Source organism: Pseudoalteromonas sp. SG41-1 (assembly GCF_014164575.1).
GTDB lineage: Bacteria > Pseudomonadota > Gammaproteobacteria > Enterobacterales > Alteromonadaceae > Pseudoalteromonas > Pseudoalteromonas rhizosphaerae.
Genome location: NZ_JACJFL010000017.1, coordinates 52,483 through 72,979 on the forward strand (window position 1 = coordinate 52,483; position 20,497 = coordinate 72,979).

A 20,497-nucleotide genomic window follows, 5' to 3' on the forward strand; every position below is an offset into this window, starting at 1 on the left:
GGATCAGAGATACTGTGGCAAAAGTCATCGCAATAGCAAACCAAAAAGGTGGTGTGGGTAAAACCACCACAGCAGTTAATCTCGCGGCATCAATGGCTGCAACTAAACGTAAAGTGTTGCTTATTGATCTCGATCCGCAAGGCAATGCAACCATGGGTAGCGGCGTAGACAAATACGGCGATGTGGCAACAATTTATGATTTATTAATCGAAGATAAACCAATTGAAGAAGTTGTTACTAAAGAAACCTCTGGTGAATATCATTTAATTGCTGCCAATGGTGATGTTACCGCCGCCGAAGTTAAACTGATGGAGCTTTATGCTCGAGAAGTACGACTACGCAATGCCCTTGAAAAAATATCTGATCAATATGAATTTATTTTTATCGACTGCCCACCATCACTGAACATGCTTACGGTGAATGCAATGGCGGCCGCGGATTCAATTTTAGTGCCTATGCAATGTGAATATTATGCGCTTGAAGGCTTAACCGCATTAATGGACACAATTACGCAATTAGCCAAGTTAGTTAATCCAAAACTACAGATTGAAGGGATTTTACGTACTATGTACGATCCGCGTAATCGTTTGGCCAATGATGTATCTGAGCAGCTTAAACAACATTTTGGCGATAAAGTATACCGCACCGTGATCCCACGTAATGTACGTTTAGCTGAAGCGCCGAGTTTTGGTGCACCCGCAATGTATTATGACCGGGCATCAAGTGGCGCTAAAGCGTATTTAGCACTTGCCGGTGAAATGTTACGCAGAAAAGAAAAAATATCCCCAATCGTCGCCTAACTTGAGGTAAAAAGAACATGTCTGCTAAAAAACGCGGTTTAGGCCGAGGACTCGATGCTTTATTAAGCTCGTCAAAACCAGCACCGAGTGCCCGCACTGAACAACCCAACGTGAGTGAGCAGGATGTAATTATTCAGCCAACCAGTAGTGAACTGCAAAAGCTACCGATTGAGTTTTTACACTCAGGTAAATATCAGCCACGTAAAGACATGTCCGAAGAAGCGCTTGAAGAGCTAGCAAGCTCAATTCGATCGCAAGGGATTATTCAGCCAATTGTAGTTCGTCCAGTAGCAGAAAACAGTTATGAGATAATTGCTGGTGAACGTCGCTGGCGTGCTGCACAAATAGCTAAGCTAGACGTAGTACCATGTATCATTAAAGATGTGCCTGATGAAGCTGCGGTGGCCATCGCATTGATTGAAAATATTCAACGCGAAGATCTAAATGCCATGGAAGAAGCGGTTGCATTGCACCGTTTGTTAACTGAGTTTGAATTAACTCACCAACAAGTGGCAGATGCCGTAGGCAAATCACGCACGACGGTAACTAATTTATTACGACTAAATAACCTTAATGATGATGTTAAAATATTGTTGGAACATGGCGATATTGAAATGGGTCATGCGCGTTGTTTATTAGCCCTTGAAGGTGAAGCACAATCTGATGCTGCTCGACTGGCTGTAGCAAAGGCTTTAACTGTACGCGAAACAGAAAAATTAGTTCGTTCAATTATTGAACCTGCCCCTAAAAAAGAAACTTTCGAAAAAGATCCAGATGTCAAACAGTTAGAACAACAATTAGCCGAAAACTTGGGTGCTAAAGTTGAAATTAACTACAACAAAAAAGGCAAAGGAAACTTAGTTATTTCGTATACTAACTTAGAAGAGTTAGATGGAATTTTAAGCCGTATAAATGCAGAGAATTCCGAGCATTAATAAATATCATGTCCAAAAAGAGACATTCGTCGCAAATTTGCACCACAATACACCGACTCAAGTTGCAAAACTGGTAGGAATCAGTATAATTTCGCCAGTTTTCATGCCCTGACAATTAGATTGCCACTAAGGTTAACTAAACGTGACAAATAAGTTAGCGAGGCCATATCGGCTTGCCGCATTAAAATTAATATGTCTTCAGGGTGTTGTAGCATTAGTTGCTGCTGTAATCATTTTTGTTGGTTGGGGAGTAGATGCCGGCCTTTCAGCTATCGCTGGAGGCACTGTAGCGGTGCTCCCTAATTTTGTATTTGTTATCTATGCATTCCGTTATATGGGTGCTAGTAAAGCAAAACAAGTGTTTGCCTCGTTTAAACGCGGCAACGGATTAAAATTTTTGCTAACAATCTTTTTGTTTGCGCTGATATTTAAACTGTATCCGGTAATCTTTTTGCCATTTTTTTGTAGTTTTATATTAGTGATGTTCGTTGGATTGTTCGCGCCAGTTTTTTTTAATCATTAACTTTTGGGATATAACATGGCTGCAGGTGAAGAGCTAACTCTAACGGGTTACATCAAGCACCACCTAACCAACGGTCAGGTGCGTCTATCCGACGACCCTAACAATTGGTGGATGGTACTTAATGTCGATACCCTCGCATGGTCTATCGGTTTAGGATTGATCTTTCTATGGATCTTCAAGCGCGCTGCGAATAAAGCAACGCTTGGTGTTCCTGGTAAATTTCAGTGCTTTATCGAGATGGTCGTAGAATTCGTTGACTCTAACGTGAAAGATACCTTTCACGGTAAAAGTAAACTAATTGCCCCTCTTGCTCTGACAATTTTTGTCTGGGTATTCTTGATGAACTTAATGGATTTAATACCTGTTGACTTCCTACCAACTGCTGCGGCATTGATTAGTGGTGAGTCTTGGGATGTTATTTCAAGCGGTCAATCGCATACTTATATGAAAGTGGTACCTACAACCGATCTTAACTTAACGTTAGCAATGGGTTTAGGTGTATTCGCACTTATCATCTTTTATTCGATTCGCGTTAAAGGCGTTATGGGTTTTGTTAAAGAACTTACATTACAACCGTTTAACGTTAAGAACCCAGTGGTTCAAGCACTATTTATTCCAGTAAACTTGTTACTAGAGCTAGTAACCTTGTTTGCTAAGCCAATCTCATTGGCACTACGTTTATTTGGTAACTTATACGCAGGTGAATTGATCTTCATTCTGATTGCAGCGATTGGCTTATTCCAATTACCACTGCACTTCGTATGGGCTGTGTTCCACATTCTCGTAATCGTATTGCAAGCATTCATCTTCATGATGCTAACAATTGTATACCTGAGCATGGCGTCAACTGATCATTAATCAGACGTCAGTTCAATAAAGATTTTTTTACTTAAACTTTAAACTTTGAAAATTAATCGGAGAAAACAATGGAAATCGTACTAGGTCTTAAATATATCGCTGTAGCGTTACTTATCGGTTTTGGTGCTTTAGGTACTGCTATCGGTTTTGGTAACTTAGGTGGTAAATTCCTTGAGTCTGCTGCTCGTCAACCTGAGCTTGCACCACAACTACAAGTTAAAATGTTCATCGTAGCGGGTCTTATCGATGCTATCGCGATGATCGGTGTAGGTATTGGTCTATACATGTTGTTCGCACTTTAATATTGAAAAAATACTTTATCCGCGATCAACTATTGACTAAGGAGGAGTGGTTGTGAGTTTAAACCTTACTCTACTCGGCGAATTAATAGCATTTATCGTTTTTGTTTGGTTCTGCATGAAGTTTGTGTGGCCACCACTTAACGGTGCTATTGAAGCTCGCCAGAAAAAAATTGAAGATGGTTTAGCGGCCTCTGATAAAGCTGAAAAAGATCTTGAACTTGCTCGTAAAAAAGCAACTGCAGAACTTAAAGAAGCTAAATCACAAGCTGCTGAAATCATCGAGCAAGCTAAGAAGCGTGCAACGCAAATCGTAGACGAAGAGACATCTCGTGGTCACGACGAGCGCGAAAACATCATTGCTCAAGGTCATTCTGAAATTGAAGCCGAGCGTAACCGTGTTAAAGAAGAACTGCGTAAGCAAGTTGCTACTTTAGCGGTTATCGGCGCACAGAAGATTCTAGAGCGCGAAATCAATGAAGCCGCGCACAGCGACATTGTTGAAAAACTTGTAGCTGAGCTTTAATAGGAGGGTCTGAGCATGTCTGAATTGACTACAATCGCTCGCCCATACGCTAAAGCGGCCTTTGAATTTGCCGTTGAAAAAGGCGTAGTTGAGAGTTGGAATGATATGTTGTTTTTTGCTTCAGAAGTGGCGAAAAATGAACAAGTCGCTCAATTCCTAACTGGAAGCGCCTCTGCTGATAAGCAATCAGAAATTGTTATTTCTGTTTGTGCAGAGCAACTCAACGAATACGGTCAAAACCTTGTAAAGGTTATGGCTGAAAATGGACGTTTGACCGCCCTACCAGCTGTTGCACAATTGTTCTCTGCTTTTAAAGCAGATTACGATAAAGAGATTGATGTTGACATCACCTCTGCAACAACCCTTGCTGCAACGCAGCAAGAAACACTGGTAGCGGCACTTGAAAAACGTTTCGCACGCAAAGTTAAGCTGAATTGTAGTGTTGACGAATCACTTGTTGGTGGCCTTATGATTAAGGCTGGAGACACAGTAATCGACGGCACTGTTCGCGGTAAATTAAACCGTTTAGCCACTACACTACAATCGTAATTGGGAAGAAGAGCATGCAACTTAATTCCACTGAAATTTCTGATCTGATCAAACAACGTATTGAGAAGTTCGAAGTTGTAAGTGAAGCTCGTAACGAAGGTACAATTGTATCTGTTACTGACGGTATCATTCGCATCCACGGTCTTGCTGACTGTATGCAAGGTGAAATGATTGAGCTTCCAGGCAACCGTTATGCTATCGCACTAAACCTTGAGCGTGACTCAATTGGTGCAGTAGTAATGGGTCCATACGCTGACCTTACAGAAGGCGTAAAAGTATACACAACTGGTCGTATCTTAGAAGTTCCTGTTGGTGCTGGTTTACTTGGTCGTGTTGTAAACACACTAGGTGCACCTATCGACGGTAAAGGCGCTTTAGATAACGACGGTTTTGAACCTGTAGAAAAAATTGCACCGGGTGTAATCGAACGTAAATCAGTAGATGAGCCAGTACAAACTGGTTATAAATCTATCGATGCGATGATCCCAGTGGGTCGTGGTCAACGTGAACTTGTGATCGGTGACCGCCAAACAGGTAAAACTGCACTAGCAATCGATGCAATCATCAATCAAAAAGACACAGGCGTTAAGTGTGTGTACGTAGCGATTGGTCAAAAAGCATCTACTATTGCTAACGTAGTACGTAAATTAGAAGAGCACGGTGCATTAGCAAATACTATCGTAGTTGTTGCATCTGCTTCTGAGTCTGCGGCACTTCAGTACTTAGCACCGTTCGCGGGCTGTACTATGGGTGAATACTTCCGTGACCGTGGTGAAAACGCATTAATCGTATATGATGATTTATCAAAGCAAGCAGTTGCTTACCGTCAAATCTCATTGCTACTTAAGCGTCCACCAGGTCGTGAAGCATACCCAGGTGACGTATTCTATCTTCACTCTCGTCTTCTTGAGCGTGCATCGCGTGTAAACGCTGAGTACGTTGAAAAGTTCACCAATGGTGAAGTGAAAGGTAAAACAGGTTCATTGACGGCATTGCCAATCATTGAAACTCAAGGCGGCGACGTTTCTGCGTTCGTACCGACTAACGTTATCTCTATCACCGATGGTCAGATCTTCTTAGAAACTGACTTATTCAACTCAGGTATCCGTCCGGCAGTAAATGCTGGTATCTCGGTATCGCGTGTTGGTGGTGCTGCACAAACTAAAATCGTTAAGAAACTAGGTGGCGGTATTCGTCTAGCCCTAGCTCAGTATCGTGAATTAGCTGCGTTCTCGCAGTTCGCGTCTGACCTTGATGATGCAACTCGTGCTCAACTTGAGCATGGTGAGCGTGTAACAGAGCTAATGAAGCAGAAACAGTACGCTCCAATGTCTGTTGCTGAAATGTCTTTGTCGTTATTTGCAGCAGAGAAAGGTTACCTTCAAGATATCGAAATCGTTAAAATCATGGATTTCGAAGCTGGGTTACTTTCTTATGCAAACAGCACATACGCAGAGCTTATGGCTCAAATCAATGAAACTGGTAACTACAATGCCGAGATCGAAGCGCAGCTTAAAGAACTTCTAGAGAAGTTTAAATCTACGCAAACTTGGTAATTTAGTTATAAATGGTGCGCTTTAGTTCGCTAAAGCACACCTTGATTCGGAGAAAGAGTCATGGCCAGCGGAAAAGAGATTAAAAGCAAGATCGGTAGTATTAAAAATACTCAAAAGATCACTAGCGCTATGGAAATGGTTGCTGCGTCTAAAATGAAAAAGGCACAGGAACGAGTGGCTTCAAGCCGTCCGTACGCTGAAAATTTACGCAAAGTGATCGGTCATGTTGCTAATGCTAACCTTGAATATCGCCATCCATATATGGAAGAGCGTGAGGTCAAGCGCGTTGGTTATATCGTCATTTCTACCGACCGTGGTTTATGTGGTGGCTTAAACTCTAATGAGTTTAAGAAAGTATCTTTAGATATCAAAGCGTGGAAAGAAAAAGGTGTTTCTGCTGATTTCGCAGTTATGGGCTCAAAAGCCGGCACTTTCTTTAACCGTTTTGGTGGAACAGTACTTGCCAAAAAATCAGGGTTAGGCGATGCGCCTTCTATTACCGACGTAATTGGTCCGGTAAAAGTAATGCTTGAAGCATTCAATGAAGGCAAATTAGACCGCTTGTATGTGGTTTACAACAAGTTTGTAAATACCATGAAGCAAGAGCCAACAATCGATCAGTTGTTGCCTTTGCCAAAAGACGAAAGCAAAGAACTTGCACACCGTTGGGATTACATTTACGAACCAGATCCAAAAGCAATTTTGGATACATTAATGGTTCGTTTTGTGGAATCTCAAGTATACCAAGGTGTAGTTGAAAATGCTGCCTCTGAACAGGCCGCCCGTATGGTTGCAATGAAAGCTGCAACTGATAACGCAGGCGACCTTATGGATGAGTTACAGCTTGTTTATAACAAGGCTCGCCAAGCGGCAATCACACAAGAAATTAGTGAGATTTGTTCTGGTTCAGCAGCAGTTTAATGCTTCGGGCAAAGATTAACGAGAGGAATAGACATGAGTTTAGGTAAGGTCGTCCAAATTATCGGCGCCGTTGTGGATATTGAATTTTCACAAGACAGCGTGCCAGCCGTATATGACGCGTTAAAAATAACAGATGGCGATTTAGCTGGTTTGACTCTAGAAGTTCAACAACAGCTAGGTGGCGGTGTGGTACGTACTATCGCACTAGGTACTACTGACGGTTTACGCCGTGGTGCATTAGTATCAAACACAGGTGAAGCGATTCAAGTTCCAGTTGGTAAAGCAACGCTTGGTCGTATCATGAACGTACTTGGTGAGCCAATCGATGAAGCTGGTCCAATCGGCGAAGAAGACCGTATGTCTATTCACCGTGCAGCGCCTTCATACGAAGAGCAATCAAGTTCAGTAGAACTTTTAGAAACTGGTATCAAGGTAATCGACCTTGTATGTCCATTCGCTAAAGGTGGTAAAGTTGGTTTATTCGGTGGTGCCGGTGTTGGTAAAACCGTAAACATGATGGAACTTATTCGTAACATCGCAATCGAGCACAGCGGCTACTCAGTATTCGCCGGTGTTGGTGAGCGTACTCGTGAGGGTAACGATTTCTACCATGAAATGAACGATTCAAACGTACTTGATAAAGTATCGCTTGTATACGGTCAGATGAACGAGCCTCCAGGTAACCGTTTACGCGTAGCGTTAACAGGTCTTACTATGGCTGAAAAGTTCCGTGACGAAGGTCGCGACGTACTTTTCTTCGTAGATAACATCTACCGTTACACACTTGCTGGTACTGAAGTATCTGCACTTCTTGGTCGTATGCCATCAGCGGTAGGTTACCAGCCTACACTTGCTGAAGAAATGGGTGTACTGCAAGAGCGTATCGCATCTACTAAGACGGGTTCAATCACTTCAATCCAAGCGGTATACGTACCTGCGGATGATTTAACGGATCCATCTCCAGCAACAACGTTTGCTCACTTAGATGCAACAGTAGTACTTTCGCGTGATATCGCGTCACTTGGTATCTACCCAGCGGTAGACCCACTTGATTCATCTTCACGTCAACTTGATCCATTAGTAATTGGTCAAGAGCACTACGATACAGCACGTGGCGTTCAGACAGTTCTTCAGCGTTATAAAGAACTTAAAGACATCATTGCAATCCTAGGTATGGACGAGCTTTCTGACGAAGATAAGCAACTTGTATCTCGTGCACGTAAAATCCAACGTTTCCTATCTCAGCCATTCTTCGTGGCAGAGGTTTTCACAGGATCACCGGGTAAATACGTGTCACTTAAAGACACAATTGCTGGCTTCAAAGGCATCTTAAACGGTGAATTTGATGATATGCCAGAGCAAGCGTTCTACATGGTTGGCTCTATCGAAGAAGCTCAAGAAAAAGCCAAAAACATGTAATTAGGAGGGTAGTATGGCAGCTATGACTGTACATCTTGACGTAGTAAGCGCAGAGCGGAAGTTATTCTCTGGTCTGGTTGAATCGATTCAAGTAAGCGGTAGTGAAGGTGAACTAGGTGTAAACCCAGGACATGCGCCACTATTGACTGCCCTTAAACCTGGTATGGTACGTTTAGTAAAGCAATTTGGTCACGAAGAAGTAATGTATGTTGCTGGTGGTACTCTAGAAGTGCAACCGAACATAGTGACTATTTTGGCTGATGTGGCGGTTCGTGGTGAAGACCTTGACGAACAAGCAACAGAAGCAGCTAAACGTGAAGCTGAAGCGCAAATGGCGAATTCTTCAGCCGCTGAATTAGATTACCAACAAGCAGCAGTACAACTTGCAGAAGCAATTGCACAGCTACGCGTTATTCAGCAATTACGTAAAAAGTAAGCCTATCTGGTTTTCAAAAAGCCCACTTTATGTGGGCTTTTTTGTGCTTGAAATATAATGCATTATTATTTTATTGGAACGCTATCATTTCTCTAAACTCTACTTTTACAGCTCTTTATCATTATTTTTACTTATATCCTTCATCGATCCCCGTTACAATATAACTAATACAAAGCAAGTTGTGATTTCAGCTTAGATTCAGTGGCTACTGCTAGATTGCCATTGAGTAAGTGCACATGATGTGACTTACGTAATCTTTTTGAATTTACACGCGCTTATTCATTTCAATAAAACAAAGAAAGAAGGAAATTGTTTTAATGTCACTTACTACTGTAATTCTTGCTGCGGGTAAAGGTACTCGTATGCGTTCTGCTCTACCTAAGGTGTTGCACAAAGTTGCCGGTAAACCTATGGTGCAACACGTTATCGATAATGCTAAAGCACTCGGTGCGACATCTACTAACTTAGTTTTTGGTCATGGCGGCGAATTATTACAACAACAACTTGCTGACAACGATGTAAACTGGGTACTTCAAGCTGAGCAGCTTGGTACTGGCCATGCGGTGGCACAAGCAAACCCACATATTAATGATGAAGACACTGTATTGGTTTTATACGGTGACGTACCACTGACAAAGCAATCAACCCTTGAGCGTTTATTGGCTGCAACACCTAAAAACGGCTTAGCCGTGCTTACTGTTAATTTAGCTAACCCTAATGGTTATGGCCGTATGTTACGTGTTGATGGCAAGCTAGTGGGTATTGTTGAGCAAAAAGATGCAAGCGCAGAGCAATTACTTATTAACGAAGTAAACACTGGCATCATGGCTGTAAATGGTAAACTGCTGAAAAGCTGGTTAGGCAACTTATCTAACAATAACGCGCAAGGTGAATACTACCTCACAGATATAGTCGCCATGGCGCACAGTGAAGGTGTAGAGATAAGCTCAGCACAACCAGATCACCCAATGGAAGTTGAGGGCGCAAATAACCGCGTACAACTTGCAGGTCTTGAGCGTGCTTATCAAGCATGGCAAGCCGAACAGTTAATGCTTAATGGTGCAACGCTTGCCGATCCTGCTCGCATTGATGTACGCGGCGAAGTGACAACGGGTGAAGATGTACTAATTGATGTAAACGTTATTTTTGAAGGTAAAGTTACTCTTGGTAATAACGTTGAAATTGGCCCTAACTGCGTACTTAAAAATTGTACTATTGGCGATAACGTGATTATTAAAGCTAATACCTTAATTGAGGATGCTAGCGTAGCCGACAAGTGTACTTTGGGGCCTTATGCACGTCTACGCCCAGGTGCGATTATGGAAGAAGACTCGCATATTGGTAACTTTGTTGAGATGAAAAAAACCCGTTTAGGCAAAGGCTCTAAAGCAAATCATCTTTCTTACTTAGGCGATGCTGAAATTGGCGAAAAAGTAAATATTGGTGCCGGTACTATTACCTGTAACTACGATGGCGTAAATAAAGCCAAAACCATTATTGGTGATAATGCCTTTATTGGCTCTAACTCATCGCTTGTTGCACCGGTAAACATTGGCGCAACAGCAACTGTTGGTGCAGGTTCTGTGATCACTAGCACGGTTGAAGATGAACAGCTAGCAATCGCACGTTCAAAACAGCGCAACTTAACTGGTTGGAAACGCCCAGTTAAAAAGTAAGCGCAGTAGTGTTTACCTTAGCTAGAAAAGCGAGTTTATACTCGCTTTTTGCTTTTTATTTAGCTGTAACATACTGCTATTAACTCCTGTTGCATCCGTTGAACTTTAATTTGCTGAGGTTGTTTTGGGCAATTAGCGCACTTTGCAACATTACCTATTTGGTAATGCAAACAACATGTTTTTCGCGTTAATGCTAATGAGTCTGAGCAAGCTGTAAGCATAATAAACTCCCCCGCCTCTGAGATATCGAGAGCATGCAACCAGTGCGCTGCCATTACATGAATATTAAACTGCGGCTTTCGCTTTGCATGAAGTAGTAGTATTGCTAATAGCGTGTCAGCTAATAAGGACATCGCCAAACGCTCATTAAGCCTTGCAACGAGGTTTAAATCTGTGAGTAACTTAACAACATAGCGTTTCAAGTGGGCAGCCATATCCGTTACTGCCTGTTGCTGGTTTTGATGGTACTGCGCTTTTATAGTGGATAGTTGCAGCCCTGCAATAACACCTTGCTGATAGTGTTGCTTAAAGTTTTGCAAAGAAAAACTCATATTAAGTTCATGAACGCTGATAAGCGCTAAATAGACAGGTTGCCAATACAGCATTCCCCAGCTTTTGATTGCCCAATAACTGCGCCCAGCAGCGGGGTATTGCTGCTGCCAATACTGGTGTAACCTTGCAACCAGCAATGAACTGGATTGTATATCGAGCCAATCTGTTGATTTTTCTGGTACATTTAAAGCACTGTGGTAGCCCTTAGCAAGCTTTAACAGCTTACTAAGGGCGAGTTGTTCAGCGTTCATAACGAGTTTAAATACTTAAAATGAGGCGTTTAAACTAAGCTCAACACTGCGCTCAGCGCCCATCCAACAGCCATTTATATCAAAACAAGCACCCACATAACGTTTGTCTGTTAAGTTACTCACGGCTAAACCGATTTTATAGCTGTCGTTAAAACGATAGCTAGCGGCAGCATCAAGCAAGGTATAACCCGGTACTGTATCGGAATTTAAGGCATCTAACTGACTTTCACCGACATAACGTACACCGCCATTAAATTCCAGTGCATCGTTAAAGAAGTAATTTAACCACATTGAGGCTTGTTGCTCTGCTACCCAAATTGGTGTTTTACCTTCCAATGCCGGGTTTTGTGGATTATCTATTAGCTCAACATCCATATCTGTTAGATTTACAGTAACATCAAGAGTGTCAGTGAGTTGCTGATAAACACTGATCTCAAAACCCTTAGATTGTACTTCACCATTTTGTGTGTATTTCATAAAGTCTGGAGTGTTAACCACCACATCTTGTTTGCGCAAATCAAAAAAGGCCGCGGTTACTTTAGTTGTTGCATCATTGTTGTGATATTTCATCCCGACTTCAATTTGCTCTGCGGTCGTTGGTTTAAATGCTTTGCCAGTTAAGGTATCTACCCCCGAAGTGGGCTCGAATGATTCTGAGTAACTGGCATAAGGAGCAATGTTATTATCAAAGGTATAAATTGCTGCCATACGAAAAGTGGTATCGCTTTGATCGATTTCTTGACTACTAGATATACCGCTTTTCGTATCATCTGTAACACTGTAGTAATTATCATAACGAAGGCCAGCAATCACTGTCAGCGCATCGAGCTTTATCTCATCTTGAAGATAAAAACCGCGTTGAGATTGCTCTAAACGGCTAAATTGACGATAGCTATCTAAAGCGGCTGTAGTAGCTGCATTAAACTGGCTGTGATCTGGATTTGATAAATCAAGTGTTGGCGTATTTGCACCAAAAGTATCGGCATAGTCAAATGTAGAATCAAGGGTTTGATATTCAAAGCCAAATAATAGCTGATGATTAGTCTTCGCTAAACCAAATTGCACAGCGAGTTGGTTATCAACCACGAAGCCTTCAGCGTCTTCAATGGTTTTATAGGCAGTACGAGTTAAAATTTTATCTGCATCCGCTAAGCCGAAGTCATAGCTATTTTGTTGCGTGGCATCGGCATTGGTATAACGAAAGTTTTGCAAAAACGAAATTGAATCTGAAAATTCATGATTTAATTTATACCCGATCATAGTGACTTCACGAGCAAACTCAGCCCAGTTTTCATCGCCAGCATACGCATCAGCATCTAACTTACCGTAACTGGCTTCGTAAAGTGTGCCTTTCGCGGGTAATGGCGTTGATGGCACCATTTTAGGATCGTCTTGATAATATAAGTTAAGGTTTAAGCTTGTTTGCTCACTTATCTCAAAAGTTACTGAGGGCGCAATGGTGACTCTTTCTTCTTCGGTTGTTTGCTGTTGGCCGTCGCGGCTACGGGCAAGTGCAATAAAGCGATAATTAACGCCGTCGGTAATAGCGCCTGTGCTATCTAAAGCTAATTCAGCCAAGCTATTGCTACCAATTCGGGCTCTAATATTGTGCTCAGAGGATGCTTGTGGCGTTTTTGCTGTTTGGTTAACCATGCCACCTGGAGGTGCCGATCCGTATAAAACCGATGCTGGGCCTTTTAAAATCTCTACACTTTGTGTTGCATACGCATCTACTTGTGGAGCTAAGTTATAAGCTAGGTTGTATTGCAGCGGTAAACCATCGTAAAAATTACGGTAACTTTCAAAACCACGAATCGTATATTGGTCAAAAATCGTTACTGTACTGCGATTTTCAGGTGTGATCCCAGAAACATAGCGCAATGCTTCATTAACGGTATCTACTTGGCGTAACTCTAGTAATTTATTGTCGTAAACCTCAAAACTCATAGGCGATTCAATCGGCGTCAAACTCGATTTGGTCCCTGTTGAACGATAACTTTTTCCATATACTTCAATACTTTCTATGTCGTCTGCGGCTGGCTTTTCTGCAGCAAACCCATAGTTACTCATTAAACATAATGATATTGCAGATAGTCCAAATATTGATTTTTTTAACACAATCACTCCTTAAATTTTACTAGAATTAAACCATTGACACTTTATTGGAAACGCGATTAGTATACATTCTCATTTAGATTTATCAATTGTTTTCAATTAAAGGTGATCGTGCTCATGGTTCAGTTAAATGTGTTACTGGCGGATTCACAGCAGCAAGCTTCAACTAATGAAGTAAGTTCAATGCTTAATTCAATGTTTAATAAGGAAAATATAGATAATTTTAAAATAGGTCTTGAGCAGGTTATGCAATTGTTGGAGCAAACAATCGCAACACAACAAAAACCATTTAGCGGTATATTACCGCAGGAGCTAGCTAAAAAATTTATTGGTATTGACCTTAATCAACCGCTGTTTGATATACCGGACGCACTAAAAGAAGTTGCTCAGCTTTATCTTAAAGATGCTGTTTATTTTAATAATCCACGCTATCTCGCGCATTTAAATTGTCCGATTGTTTATCAAAGTATCCTTGCTGAATTGCTCGCTACTTCGATTAATACTGCTGTAGAGACCTGGGATCAAAGTGGTGGTGCCACTTTTATTGAACAAAGTATCGTAGATTGGACACTCTCAAAACTGGCGCTTGGTGAGCAGGCTGATGGCGTATTTACCAGTGGTGGTACGCAATCTAATTTGATGGCGATGTTGTTAGCTCGTGATTTTCAGTGCCATTTATATGCAGGGCATACTAATAAACAGCAAGGTTTACCACACGACTTTAGGCGACTAAAAATTTTCACCTCAAAAGTTAGCCATTTTAGTATTCAAAAAGCCGCCGCAATTTTAGGACTTGGTTACGATGCTGTTGTAAGCGTTCCGTGTGATGAATATTTTAGAATGGATATGACCGCTTTAAATCAGGCGATCGAACACTGTCAGCAACAAGGCGATATCGTTATGGCCATCGTTGCAACAGCTGGAACAACTGATTTTGGTAGTATCGATCCATTAACGCAGATAGCTGAAATAGCTAAGCGCTGTGGTGCGTGGCTTCATGTTGATGCTGCTTATGGCGGGGGCTTATTAATCACGCCCAATAATAAACACAAGTTAGCGGGTATTGAATGCGCAGATTCGGTCACTATTGATTACCATAAGTCATTTTTTCAGCCTGTTAGCTGCAGTGCTTTTTTTGTAAAAGATAAGCAACATCTATCAGTTGTTACTTATCATGCCGAATATTTAAACCCATTAAGTCAGCAACAAGCGGGAACGCCAGATCTATGCAATAAGAGCATTCAAACCACACGACGTTTTGATGCGTTAAAGTTGTGGTTTTCACTGCGTACGGTAGGAGCTCAAAACTTAGGTGTAGCATTTGAACAAATGATGCATTTAGCACGACAAGGTTATTTGTTATTAGCCTCTGAAGCAGATATTGAAATTATTCATCAGCCGCAGTTAAGTACACTGGTATTTCGTTTTGTTGGCGATAGCGGTGCTACAGATAGTGAATTGGACGCCGTAAATAAATATATTCGTAAACAGTTATCTCGCCAAGGTGAGGCGTTGATCGCGGCAACTAAGGTAGCAGATAAACAATATTTAAAGTTCACCTTACTGAACTGTGCCACCACTATCAATGATATCCAGCAAGTTGTAAGGCTTATAAAGCAATATGGTTATCAATACTTAGCAAGTGATTTAGCGAACGAACATGCTCCTTTAAGTCTTGCACTGGAGGAAGTTAGCTATGGATAAGTCCATTTATGATGTTATTGGTATTGGTTTAGGGCCATTTAATTTAAGTCTGGCATGTTTAACTGCGCCACTTGATGGAGTCAGCAGTCTCTTTTTAGATAAAAAAGCTGAGTTTAATTGGCATCCAGGCATGATGCTTCCTGAGGTAAGTTTACAAACCCCCTTTATGTCTGACTTGGTAACGCTTGCTGACCCAACTAGCCCTTATAGCTTTTTAAACTATATAAAGCAGCAAGGTCGACTGTATTCTTTTTATATTAGAGAAAACTTTTTCTTACTTCGCCAAGAATATAATCAGTATTGCCAGTGGGCAACAAAGCAGCTGCCTAATATACGTTTTAATTCAGAGGTTCAGCATGTTGAGTACAGCCAAGACGAAGATATTTATATAGTACAAACAGCAGAACAAGTGTATCTAGCTAAACATTTAGTGTTAGGCACCGGGCCGGTGCCACGTCATCCTCAATGTGCTCAAGCATTTAAGTTGCAAGAGGGGGTTATTCATTCTAGCAACTACTTAGCCAATAAAAGTCAATTACAGCAAAAACAGTCGATCAGCATTATTGGTAGCGGGCAAAGTGCCGCTGAGATTTTTTATGATTTATTACAAGAGATTGATCAGCATAATTATCAACTAAATTGGCTTACTCGTTCTTCACGGTTTTACCCGCTCGAATACACTAAATTAACGTTAGAAATGACCTCACCAGAATACGTTGATTATTTTTATCAATTACCAGAACAAAAACGCCAGCAGTTAAATCGTCGTCAGCATAATCTCTATAAAGGTATTAATAGCGAATTGATCAACAATATTTTTGATTTGCTTTATAGCAAACGGCTAACAGCTAAATTGCCAGTAAGCTTGCACACAAACTCGGCATTGATTGATATGACCTACCTGAGCCACCAGCAGGGTTTTGAACTTAGCTTAGAGCAAACTGAACAGCAGCAAGGTTATTCACTAAACACCCAAAGCGTTATTTTTGCAACGGGTTATCAGTCTTACCAACCGAGCTTTTTAGCAGGGATCAGTCATTGCATTGATAGTGACGACGCGGGGCTTTATCAAGTTGCTCGTAATTACTCAATAGACAAGCAGCATCAACGTATTTTTGTACAAAATACAGAGCAACACACCCATGGTTTTGTGACTCCTGATTTAGGCATGGCATGTTATCGCAACTCTTGTATTATTCGTGCGATCACCGGACATGAATATTATCCAATAGAACGTAAAATAGCTTTTCAGGAGTTTGCTGCGCCCAATTATGAGTTAAGCGACGAAGTAGAGCAGTTTCGCGCATGAGTAAGCAGTTTAAAGTTTTGTTGATCGCGGTAACGGTATTTGCAGTGCTCAGTGATTCAATGTTATTGCCGTTTTATCCTACTTTCTTTAGTGCGGTATTTAATATAAGTGACCCTGCCTATGTTGGCACTTACATTGCTGCCAGCTGCTTTGTTGTCATGGTCTGTTTTCCTATTTGGGCCTTCATTAGTAAATACATTAATGTGCTACCTTTATTGGTTTATAGCCAAATTGCTGCGGGTGTATTTAGTGTCAGTAGCTTTTTTGCTAGCGACTTAAATTGGTTTTGGTTTTCCTCCATGGCTATGTTTGCTTTTAAAGCTAGCTATTTACTGGTTTATCCATACTTAATGAGCTTGGAAGCGAAAACAAATCACGTTACGACGATTGCAATGCTTAGTGTTGTGGTGCACTTTGGCGCCATACTTGGCGCACTTGCTGGTGGCTTTGTGTTATCGGCTCTTCCTGGCAAAGCCGCATTTTTAATAATGGCTCTAAGCGATTTTACTCAGGTTTTTGTGTGCGCCTATCTCATAAGATTAGCGCCTAGTAAAAATCAGTCGCCTCCAGTAGCAAAAACATCAATCACTTCATCAAGTCGTTGGCCTGTATATCAACTTGGCATTGTTATGTTGTGCTTTTACTTTAGTGCTTTTTTGATCCGGCCTTTTTTTGCGGCATATTGGCAAAGTATTAGCGACACCACCAGTATCGTCCTCGCGAGTATGGTGTTTTCTATCCCTGCTTTTATGGCATTGCTTGCGCTGTGCTTTAATCAGTGGCGGCAGCAAACAAATCGCAACCCCATCAACTTATTAGTTGTCTTTATGTTGATCATTACAGGCGTTGCATTACAAGCCAGCCCTCTTTACTTAGTAGTGATCGCAGGACGCTGCCTGTTCGGTCTATCGCTATTCATTATTATTGTGCGTCTTGATCTGCTGCTTTACCAAGTGAGTACGCCAGACAAGTACGCTGAAGATTTTAGTAAAGTCAGTTTTTGCCAAAGCTTAGGTGTACTTTTAGCTTCTTACTGCGCGGGTTTGCTGGTTAAAAGCTCTGGTTTAGTAATACCTTTTTGGGTCGCCGCTGGTGGGCTCGCTATATCAGCTTGTTGTTTATGGCTACTGAGCAAGCAAAGTCGACGCCATACTCCTTGCGCCAATCTGGCATCGACCACGAGGGCTCAATAATGTCCATTACAACAGCTGTTTTTTGTCAGCAGTTTACTAATATCGCAGAGCTTAGCTTAAGGCCATTTAGCCTAGCACAAGATCTCGCGTTAATTCACCAGTGGGTTACTCAGCCTCATGCGCAGTTTTGGGGCATGCAGGAATTTACTATTGAGCAGTTACAGCAAGAATATCAAAGCCTGTTAGCACATAGTGATATTTATATCGGCTACGCAAACAATAGCGCGTGTTTTTTAGTTGAGTTATATGACCCTCTATTAGATGAAATAGGTAATCATTACCCCGTCAAAGCAGGTGATATTGGCATGCACATTCTGATTGCCCAAAGCAATAACAAGGTGCATGGCTTTACTTGGTCGGTGTTTCAACTGGTGATGAATTTCATTTTTGCTAATGACAAAAATCAGCGCGTTATTGTTGAACCCGATATTCGTAATAACAAAATTCATTGTTTGAATACTAAAGCCGGCTTTCGTTATCAATCTGCGGTTAGGTTAACTCATAAAACCGCACATCTCGCATTTTGCACGCGTGATAACTTTTATCACGCATTAAATAAGGATAATACTATGAAGCACATTCCGCTGAGTCCAGAGCAAGCCGTCAGTCATTTAACGCCACAGCTATGGCGGCATGTAAATAGGTTACATGTTCGCAAAGCTTTGAGTGAGTTTGCTCATGAGCGGCTGATAAAACCGCAATTGACCAATGAAGATGCAGATTGGCAATATTTTGAGCTCAGTACAGACAAAGAAACCATTGTTTATCGCTTTAAAGCCAAGCTGGGGTATTTGAATCACTGGCATATAGCAGCAGACTCAATTGAAAAACAAATAGATAACCAAGTAGCCGAGCTCGATTCAATCGCCTTTATTTGTGAGTTACAACATAGTTTAGGTATCAGCCAAGCTATGCTGCCTACTTATTTAGAAGAAATAGCCAGTACTTTATATGGCAGTGCTTATAAGCATCAGCTGCCAGCATTGACTGCTGAGCAGCTCACCACTGCGGATTTTCAACAGGTAGAGAGTGCGATGACGGAAGGTCATCCTTGCTTTATAGCAAACAATGGTCGAATAGGGTTTGATACCAATGATTATCGCCAATACGCACCAGAGACTGGCGCGCACTTACAGCTGGTTTGGCTAGGTGCGCATAAAGAGAGAGTGGTGTTTTCGACCACCGATGATTTAGATTATCAAACACTCATAACGCAAGAGCTATCGACGCACACCATAGAGTCATTTAAGCAAAAGCTATTAGCGCGTGGAGTAAATAGTGACGATTACTTTTTTTTCCCCGTTCATCCTTGGCAGTGGTTTAATAAACTCGCGTCGTTATTCTCTAACGATATTGCTGATCAGCATTTGGTTTGCTTAGGATACAGTGAAGATGAATATCAGCCGCAGCAGTCTATTCGTACTTTTTTCAATAAAACACATCCGCATAAACGCTATGTAAAGACCGCACTGTCAATTTTGAATATGGGATTCATGCGTGGTTTATCGCCTTATTATATGAGTGCAACTCCCGCAATTAACGATTGGGTAGCACAAGTAGTATCACAGGATCCGTACTTAGCTGAATCCGGTTTTACAATTCTGCGTGAGGTTGCAGCAATTGGTTATTATAATCACGCTCTAGAAGCCGCAACCGATCAATACAGCCCATATCGAAAAATGCTTTCTGCACTTTGGCGTGAAAGCCCAATGCCAAAGATAAAGAGTAATCAGCGCTTAATGACCATGGCGTCGCTGCTGCATATAGATAATCAAGGACAAGCGTTATTACCTGCTTTGATAAAATCAGCCAAGATAGGTACTCATATATGGATTGCTAAATATCTAAAAGCATACTTAGATCCACTCCTTCATTGTTTCTACTCCCATGACTTAGTATTTATGCCTCATGGTGAAAACTTGATCCTGTTACTTGAGAACAACATTCCAGCCAAAGCAATAATGAAAGATATTGCCGAGGAGATAGCTATTCTTAATAAAGATTTAGTACTGGCGGATAATATTCAACGCTTAACTGTGGATGTGCCCGATGAATTAAAAGTGCTGTCAATTTTTACAGATGTGTTTGATTGTTTCTTTAGGTTCGTGGCTGATATCCTTGATCAGCAAAACGACTATTCAGAACGAGACTTTTGGCAACAAGTTGCAGAGTGTGTAATTAGCTATCAACAATCACACCCAGAACTAAAAGATAAGTTTATCAAGTACGATCTATTTAGTGCTGATTTCACCTTGTCGTGTTTAAACCGATTACAGTTAAGTAATAATCAGCAAATGATAGATTTGGCAGATCCGGCAAAAAATCTTAAATTTGAAGGAAAATTAATCAATCCGATAGCCGCATTTAATCCAATTAAAAAAGATAACAGTGCAACAGTTTAATAATTGCTATTTAGCTATGAGATGGATCAGGTCTGTATGCGCAGCTTGGTTGCTCTCATAGCTGAAAATTTAAGCGAAAATAACGCTGTAACGCCTTGTTTGTATGCCTTTTGAGCAAATAGTTAATTAATTTAATAAAACTGAAATAAAGCGTTGACGGCCTCAAGAATATCCCTATAATGCGCATCCACTGACCCGGCAGGCAGCAATGAAAAGCGCTGAACAAACGGTAAGTAAGTCGAGTAAAACTTAGCTTTGAAATCTTTTATTAAGAAACTAAAAATTAAGTGTTGACAAAAAAATAGGAAAGCGTAAGATTCGCTTCCCTTGAGTCGCTAAGGCAACTCAAACGTTCTTTAACAATATAAAGCAATCATCTGTGTGGGCACTCGTACAGATTGAGTTCTAACAGCCGAGCTTAGTTCGCTAAGCAAGGCAAAAAATTTAGAGTCTCAATTGAAACTGAGTGACCA

The 20,497-nt window shown here is 41.3% G+C and carries 18 protein-coding genes; 16 read left to right on the top strand and 2 right to left on the bottom strand.

Features of this window, described 5'->3' with window-relative positions:
* The first annotated feature begins 14 nt into the window (after positions 1 to 14).
* The 12 genes from H5203_RS11635 to glmU all read left to right on the top strand — a co-directional run bounded on the left by H5203_RS11635 (position 15) and on the right by glmU (position 10,498).
* Complete coding sequence (locus H5203_RS11635) at positions 15 to 800, top strand: ParA family protein (protein ID WP_145241697.1); 786 nt, start codon at positions 15 to 17, stop codon at positions 798 to 800.
* A gap of 17 nt (positions 801 to 817) precedes the next feature.
* Positions 818 to 1,735: a ParB/RepB/Spo0J family partition protein gene (locus tag H5203_RS11640; protein WP_182731923.1), complete on the top strand. Its 918-nt coding sequence runs from the start codon at positions 818 to 820 to the stop codon at positions 1,733 to 1,735.
* Between the two features lie 142 nt (positions 1,736 to 1,877).
* Positions 1,878 to 2,258, top strand: a complete 381-nt coding sequence (locus H5203_RS11645; protein ID WP_145241693.1) for an ATP synthase subunit I — start codon at positions 1,878 to 1,880, stop codon at positions 2,256 to 2,258.
* 15 nt (positions 2,259 to 2,273) lie between these two features.
* The gene (gene atpB / locus H5203_RS11650) at positions 2,274 to 3,116 is read left to right on the top strand and encodes a F0F1 ATP synthase subunit A (RefSeq protein ID WP_145241691.1); all 843 of its coding nucleotides are present in this window, start codon (positions 2,274 to 2,276) and stop codon (positions 3,114 to 3,116) included.
* A gap of 68 nt (positions 3,117 to 3,184) precedes the next feature.
* Positions 3,185 to 3,418: a F0F1 ATP synthase subunit C gene (atpE, locus tag H5203_RS11655; RefSeq protein ID WP_009838908.1), complete on the top strand. Its 234-nt coding sequence runs from the start codon at positions 3,185 to 3,187 to the stop codon at positions 3,416 to 3,418.
* Positions 3,419 to 3,470: 52 nt separating this feature from the next.
* The gene (atpF, locus tag H5203_RS11660) at positions 3,471 to 3,941 is read left to right on the top strand and encodes a F0F1 ATP synthase subunit B (RefSeq protein WP_145241689.1); all 471 of its coding nucleotides are present in this window, start codon (positions 3,471 to 3,473) and stop codon (positions 3,939 to 3,941) included.
* Positions 3,942 to 3,956: 15 nt separating this feature from the next.
* A complete protein-coding gene (gene atpH, locus H5203_RS11665; protein WP_145241687.1) occupies positions 3,957 to 4,490 on the top strand; it encodes a F0F1 ATP synthase subunit delta in 534 nt (177 codons plus the stop codon).
* A gap of 14 nt (positions 4,491 to 4,504) precedes the next feature.
* The gene (gene atpA / locus H5203_RS11670; RefSeq protein WP_145241685.1) at positions 4,505 to 6,046 is read left to right on the top strand and encodes a F0F1 ATP synthase subunit alpha; all 1,542 of its coding nucleotides are present in this window, start codon (positions 4,505 to 4,507) and stop codon (positions 6,044 to 6,046) included.
* 60 nt (positions 6,047 to 6,106) lie between these two features.
* Positions 6,107 to 6,967, top strand: a complete 861-nt coding sequence (atpG, locus tag H5203_RS11675; RefSeq protein ID WP_145241683.1) for a F0F1 ATP synthase subunit gamma — start codon at positions 6,107 to 6,109, stop codon at positions 6,965 to 6,967.
* Positions 6,968 to 7,000: 33 nt separating this feature from the next.
* Positions 7,001 to 8,386, top strand: a complete 1,386-nt coding sequence (gene atpD, locus H5203_RS11680) for a F0F1 ATP synthase subunit beta (RefSeq protein WP_145241681.1) — start codon at positions 7,001 to 7,003, stop codon at positions 8,384 to 8,386.
* A 13-nt stretch (positions 8,387 to 8,399) separates the two neighbouring features.
* Entirely contained in the window at positions 8,400 to 8,822 is a 423-nt protein-coding gene (locus tag H5203_RS11685) for a F0F1 ATP synthase subunit epsilon (protein WP_145241679.1), read from the top strand.
* A 317-nt stretch (positions 8,823 to 9,139) separates the two neighbouring features.
* Positions 9,140 to 10,498, top strand: a complete 1,359-nt coding sequence (gene glmU, locus H5203_RS11690) for a bifunctional UDP-N-acetylglucosamine diphosphorylase/glucosamine-1-phosphate N-acetyltransferase GlmU (RefSeq protein WP_182819747.1) — start codon at positions 9,140 to 9,142, stop codon at positions 10,496 to 10,498.
* 59 nt (positions 10,499 to 10,557) lie between these two features.
* On the opposite strand, the gene H5203_RS11695 is transcribed toward glmU, so the two are convergent.
* Positions 10,558 to 11,301, bottom strand: a complete 744-nt coding sequence (locus H5203_RS11695; RefSeq protein WP_182819748.1) for a siderophore ferric iron reductase — start codon at positions 11,299 to 11,301, stop codon at positions 10,558 to 10,560.
* A 15-nt stretch (positions 11,302 to 11,316) separates the two neighbouring features.
* A complete protein-coding gene (locus H5203_RS11700; protein ID WP_310736560.1) occupies positions 11,317 to 13,419 on the bottom strand; it encodes a TonB-dependent siderophore receptor in 2,103 nt (700 codons plus the stop codon).
* 114 nt (positions 13,420 to 13,533) lie between these two features.
* On the opposite strand from H5203_RS11700, the gene H5203_RS11705 reads away from it, so the two are divergent.
* The 4 genes from H5203_RS11705 to H5203_RS11720 are packed head-to-tail and all read left to right on the top strand — an operon-like array spanning position 13,534 to position 20,024.
* Positions 13,534 to 15,120 (top strand): aspartate aminotransferase family protein, encoded by a 1,587-nt coding sequence (locus H5203_RS11705; RefSeq protein ID WP_259401942.1) that lies wholly within the window; start codon positions 13,534 to 13,536, stop codon positions 15,118 to 15,120.
* The gene (locus H5203_RS11710) at positions 15,113 to 16,429 is read left to right on the top strand and encodes a lysine N(6)-hydroxylase/L-ornithine N(5)-oxygenase family protein (protein WP_182759104.1); all 1,317 of its coding nucleotides are present in this window, start codon (positions 15,113 to 15,115) and stop codon (positions 16,427 to 16,429) included. Before H5203_RS11705 ends, H5203_RS11710 begins: the two co-directional genes overlap by 8 nt.
* On the top strand, positions 16,426 to 17,622 hold the full coding sequence (locus H5203_RS11715; protein ID WP_182819749.1) for an MFS transporter: 1,197 nt from the start codon (positions 16,426 to 16,428) through the stop codon (positions 17,620 to 17,622). Before H5203_RS11710 ends, H5203_RS11715 begins: the two co-directional genes overlap by 4 nt.
* Positions 17,622 to 20,024 carry a GNAT family N-acetyltransferase gene (locus H5203_RS11720; RefSeq protein ID WP_182819750.1) on the top strand — a complete coding sequence of 801 codons (2,403 nt, stop codon included), beginning with the start codon at positions 17,622 to 17,624 and terminating at the stop codon, positions 20,022 to 20,024. Before H5203_RS11715 ends, H5203_RS11720 begins: the two co-directional genes overlap by 1 nt.
* The last annotated feature ends 473 nt before the right edge of the window (positions 20,025 to 20,497 follow it).

Coding starts and splice junctions, on each gene's coding strand:
- H5203_RS11640 (WP_182731923.1), top strand. CDS start 818: ATGTCTGCTAAAAAACGCGGTTTAGGCCGAGGACTCGATGCTTTATTA.
- atpB (WP_145241691.1), top strand. CDS start 2,274: ATGGCTGCAGGTGAAGAGCTAACTCTAACGGGTTACATCAAGCACCAC.
- atpE (WP_009838908.1), top strand. CDS start 3,185: ATGGAAATCGTACTAGGTCTTAAATATATCGCTGTAGCGTTACTTATC.
- atpH (WP_145241687.1), top strand. CDS start 3,957: ATGTCTGAATTGACTACAATCGCTCGCCCATACGCTAAAGCGGCCTTT.
- atpA (WP_145241685.1), top strand. CDS start 4,505: ATGCAACTTAATTCCACTGAAATTTCTGATCTGATCAAACAACGTATT.
- atpG (WP_145241683.1), top strand. CDS start 6,107: ATGGCCAGCGGAAAAGAGATTAAAAGCAAGATCGGTAGTATTAAAAAT.
- atpD (WP_145241681.1), top strand. CDS start 7,001: ATGAGTTTAGGTAAGGTCGTCCAAATTATCGGCGCCGTTGTGGATATT.
- H5203_RS11685 (WP_145241679.1), top strand. CDS start 8,400: ATGGCAGCTATGACTGTACATCTTGACGTAGTAAGCGCAGAGCGGAAG.
- glmU (WP_182819747.1), top strand. CDS start 9,140: ATGTCACTTACTACTGTAATTCTTGCTGCGGGTAAAGGTACTCGTATG.
- H5203_RS11695 (WP_182819748.1), bottom strand. CDS start 11,301: ATGAACGCTGAACAACTCGCCCTTAGTAAGCTGTTAAAGCTTGCTAAG.
- H5203_RS11705 (WP_259401942.1), top strand. CDS start 13,534: ATGGTTCAGTTAAATGTGTTACTGGCGGATTCACAGCAGCAAGCTTCA.
- H5203_RS11710 (WP_182759104.1), top strand. CDS start 15,113: ATGGATAAGTCCATTTATGATGTTATTGGTATTGGTTTAGGGCCATTT.
- H5203_RS11715 (WP_182819749.1), top strand. CDS start 16,426: ATGAGTAAGCAGTTTAAAGTTTTGTTGATCGCGGTAACGGTATTTGCA.
- H5203_RS11720 (WP_182819750.1), top strand. CDS start 17,622: ATGTCCATTACAACAGCTGTTTTTTGTCAGCAGTTTACTAATATCGCA.